This is a genomic window from Hydrogenophaga sp. (assembly GCF_048549895.1).
Lineage (GTDB): Bacteria > Pseudomonadota > Gammaproteobacteria > Burkholderiales > Burkholderiaceae_C > Hydrogenophaga.
In genome coordinates this window covers 1-4,095 of record NZ_JBLYYB010000083.1, presented here as the reverse complement: position 1 = coordinate 4,095, position 4,095 = coordinate 1, and the positions used below count along the sequence as shown (strand labels likewise).

The 4,095-nt window shown below is 67.2% G+C and carries 1 protein-coding gene, 1 pseudogene and 1 CRISPR repeat array; the gene and the pseudogene both read right to left on the bottom strand.

What is annotated here, in order from left to right:
- Positions 1 to 300: a CRISPR direct-repeat array (repeat unit 36 nt; unit sequence AGTTTAGGCGATTGGGATATGCGCTCTGGCCGGAAC).
- A gap of 98 nt (positions 301 to 398) precedes the next feature.
- Positions 399 to 1,781, bottom strand: a pseudogene (locus ACN4F8_RS09230) (TIGR03862 family flavoprotein); the annotation flags it as partial.
- Positions 1,676 to 3,997 (bottom strand): UvrD-helicase domain-containing protein, encoded by a 2,322-nt coding sequence (locus ACN4F8_RS09225; RefSeq protein ID WP_419473306.1) that lies wholly within the window; start codon positions 3,995 to 3,997, stop codon positions 1,676 to 1,678. The pseudogene ACN4F8_RS09230 and the gene ACN4F8_RS09225, both read right to left, overlap by 106 nt.
- Positions 3,998 to 4,095: the final 98 nt, after the last annotated feature.

Genomic DNA, 4,095 nt, shown 5'->3' with positions numbered 1-4,095 from the left:
AGTTTAGGCGATTGGGATATGCGCTCTGGCCGGAACTTGTCTCAGTGATTCCGGCACCTTGACAAGAGTTTAGGCGATTGGGATATGCGCTCTGGCCGGAACCCACCTACACCAACACAACTGGTCGGCCAAAGTTTAGGCGATTGGGATATGCGCTCTGGCCGGAACTTGATCCGCTTCTGGTTGAACATCTGCGGCAGTTTAGGCGATTGGGATATGCGCTCTGGCCGGAACGATGATTGCCCATGCGCCGATGCGTGCCCCAGTTTAGGCGATTGGGATATGCGCTCTGGCCGGAACCTATCAATTGGGGCCATGAGGCCCCAATTGATAGGTCGCGCCAATGGCGCGAATTTGCCAACAAATGATATCTGTCACTCCCGAGGTAAATACCTCAGCACACCCTCGCCCGCCACCACACCGCTGGCCAGGCAGGCCGTGAGCAGATACCCGCCGGTAGGCGCTTCCCAATCCAGCATCTCACCGGCACAAAACAAACCGGCTCGGGTCTGAACCATGAGGTCCTGGTTCAAAGACTCCCACCGCACACCACCTGCGCTGCTGATCGCCTCATCGATCGGCCGCGTGGCGTTCACGGTGATGGGCAAGGCTTTGATGGCGGCAGCCAAGCGCGCGGGGTCGTTCATCGCGTCCTTGTCCAGCCGCTCGTGCAGGATGCCCATCTTGATGCCATCAAGCCCGAGGCGGCTCTTGAGGTGGCTCGACAGGCTGCGCGAACCGCGTGGGTGCATCACCTGGGCCAGCACATGCTCGTGGCTGCGGTCGGGCAGCAGGTCGAGTTCGAAAGTGGCCTGACCGTTGCGCGCGATCTCGTCGCGCAGCAGGCTGGAGGCGGCGTAGACCAGGCTGCCTTCGACGCCGGTGGCGGTGGCCACGAACTCGCCCTTGCGTTGGAAGGACTGGCCCAGGCTGTCGGTGGCGCGGATGGCCACCGACTTGAAGGGCTGACCCGCGAAGCGTTCGCTGAAGTGTGTGCTCCAGCCTTGAGCCACGCCGTGTGCTTCCGAGCCCGCCACCTCAAAACCGCAGTTGCTGGGCTGCAGCGGACTCACCGCCACGCCAGCGGCTTGCAGCCAAGGCAGCCATGCCCCGTCGGACCCCAGGCGGGCCCAGCTGGCGCCGCCCAGGGCGAGCACGGTGGCGCGGGCTTGCACCTGCACCCGACCGGCCGGCGCGTTGAACACCAGCGGTCCATCGGTTCCGTTGCTCCAACCTTGCCAGCGGTGGCGCATGTGAAACACCACCGGCACACCACCCTCGCCCGGGTGGCGCAGGCGGTGCAGCCAGGCGCGCAGCAGGGGGGCGGCTTTCATGTCGGTGGGGAACACACGGTGGGAGGTGCCCACGAAGGTGCTGATGCCCAGACCGGTGGCCCAGTCGCGCACGGCCTGCGGGCCCCAGTGCTGCAGGAGCGCCTGCACGCGGTCTTGCGCGGCGCCGTAGCGGGTGACGAAATCGTCCAGTGGTTCGGCGTGGGTGAGGTTCAGGCCGCCCTTGCCGGCCAGCAAAAACTTGCGCCCGACCGAGGGCATGGCGTCGAACAGATACACGGCCAGGCCGGCGCGGCTCAAGACCTCGGCGGCCATGAGACCGGCGGGACCGCCGCCGATGATGGCCACATCCACGTGAAGAGAAGGCATTGCGTTGAGGTCGCTCATGGGGTGATCGAAGGGTCTTGCAGTTCGATCAAACGACCGTGCAGGTTGATGAAGGCCAGGCGCACCACAGCGCCGGGGCGCGCGGCTTGCACCGCCTGCGCGTAGCGCCGCATCTGCGTGAGCAGTTCGGGTTGTTGTTCGGGATGTTCCGCGCTTTTGAAATCGAGCACCCACCACTCACCGGTGTCGGTGCGGCGCACCAGGCGGTCCAGCCGCAGCAGTTCCCCGCCGTGGAAGATCTCGACCTCGTTGCCGGTGGTGTCGACCACGGCACCGTCCCAGGCCCACGCGGCTTCGCCCTGCACGATGCGTCGCGCCATGGTCTGCGCCTGCGTGGCCTGCGCGGTGCTGAGCGCGAACTCGCGCGCCACGGCTTGCGTGTGTGCGGGGGTCCAGTCGAAGCCCTGCGCGGGTGTGGGGTGCCACTGCAGCAGGCGGTGCAGCGCCAGACCGATGCGCGTGCGCTCATCGTCGGCCGGCGCTGTCTCCACGGCTGTGGGTGTTGCTGCGTGGGTCAAGACAGGCAGCGCGAGCAGGCTGAAGGTGTCGGTCGTTGACGTGTCGGCAGGCTTGCGCCCTGCCGCTTCTGGCGGGGTTTCCAGCGGCTGCGTGAGCGGGAGCAAACGTTCGTACCAGGTGCTCGCGTTGCCGCGCGCATGCGGCTCGAAGCTGGAAATCACCAGGCGCGATTCGGCCCGCGTGAGCGCCACATACAAGGCGTTGAGTTCCTCCAGCGAACGGGCTTGTTGCTCCAGCGCGAGCGCACTGGCCGCACAAGCTGGTGGGTTCTTTTCGCTGGCCAGAAACACGAAGCGCTTCGGCACCGGCGCTTCGCCCGGCCAGTCGATCAGCACACCCATGCTCTCGGGGCGCGAAGAACCCGTGTCGGTGTCGAGCATGAGCACGGTATCGGCTTCCAGGCCTTTGGCGCCGTGGATGGTGAGCAGGCGCACGGCGCCGCTGTTGTGGGTCGGCGTGGCCTTGATGCCACCGGCCTTGAGCGCGCGCACGAAGCGGTAGGGCGTGAGGAAACGACCACCGTCTTGCGCCAGCGCGTTGGCCAGCAGATCGCGCAGTTGCGCGAGCACGCCCGCGCGCTGGCTGGCGGGCACGGCTTGCGCAAAGCGCGCGAGCACGTCACCGTGGCCGTAGATGGCGGAGAGTGCGTCGTGTGGCGGCAGACTTTGCACCCACTGGCGGTAGCGAAGGAGGCGCGCGGCGGTGTCGGTGAAGTCCTGCGCCAGTGGTTCGGGCACCGGAGGCACGGCGGTTTTTTCGTGCGCGGGCAAGTCGGCGAAACGCTGCAACACCGCCCACCACGAGGGTTTGACGGGTTTGGCGTCCGCGCCAGGCCGCACGGTCCAGTGCTGCTGCAGGCGGGCCAGCCAGGCCAGCGCGTCGTCGCTCCAGCCGAACAGCGGCGACTTGAGCGCGCGCGCCAGGCTCAGGTCGTGGCGGGTCGAGACCAGCGCGTCCAGCAGCGCCACCACGTCCTGCACGGCGGGCGCGTCACACAGGTCGAGCTTCTCGGGTTGTTCGCTGGCAATGCCGCGTTCGCGCAGCGCCTCGAACATCCAGGCCAGGCGCTCGCGCCGGCGCGCCAGCACCATCAACCCATCGGCGCTCAAACGACCCGAGGCGATCTCGGCGGCGATCCAGTCGGCCGCCTGGCGCGCTTCCAGTGCGGACATGGTGTCTTCAAGCAGCACACGCGGCGTGGTCAGGCTGTCGCGCCACGTCACATCTGTGTCTGCGCCGCCGTCGCGTTCCCGCGCGCTGCGCGGCACCTGCGGCAAGGCCACCACCTCACCAGCCTCATGGCTCTCGGTGGTGTGCTCACGGAAATCGCTGCTGTAGTCGCCGGCTTGCACGGCGGCGAGCATGGCGCTGTTGAGCGCGTCCACCACGGCGGGCGCGCAGCGGCGGGTGTGGTCGCAGCTCAGCAAAGCGCCCGCGAGGCCCTGCACCACAAAGGCCTGCGCAGCCTTGAACACCTGCGGTTCGGCGCGGCGAAAGCGGTAGATGGATTGTTTGGGGTCGCCCACCAGAAACACGCACGGCGCCTCGCCCGGGCCGGCGCCGGCATAAGCCGAGAGCCAGCCGTAGAGCGCCTGCCACTGCAGCGGGTTGGTGTCCTGGAACTCGTCGATCAGCACATGGCGCACGCGCGCGTCCAGCCGCTGCTGCAACCAACCGGAAAGTTCGGCATCGCCCAGCAGGCGACGCGCGGCGGACTCCACGTCGTTCATGTCGACCCAGCCGCGCTCGTGCTTGAGTGCGGCAAAGCTGGTGAGCAGCACGCGCGTGAGGCGGGCCATGCGCTGAACTTGCGCGGCTCGTTTTTCTGCGTGAGCAGCGCGTCCATCACACCGGCGCCGTTCAGGCCGGTGAGGGCCTTTTCCAGTTCAACGCCTTT

Excerpts from the sequence above, each read along its gene's own strand:
- ACN4F8_RS09225 (WP_419473306.1), bottom strand. The coding sequence starts at position 3,997 with ATGGCCCGCCTCACGCGCGTGCTGCTCACCAGCTTTGCCGCACTCAAG.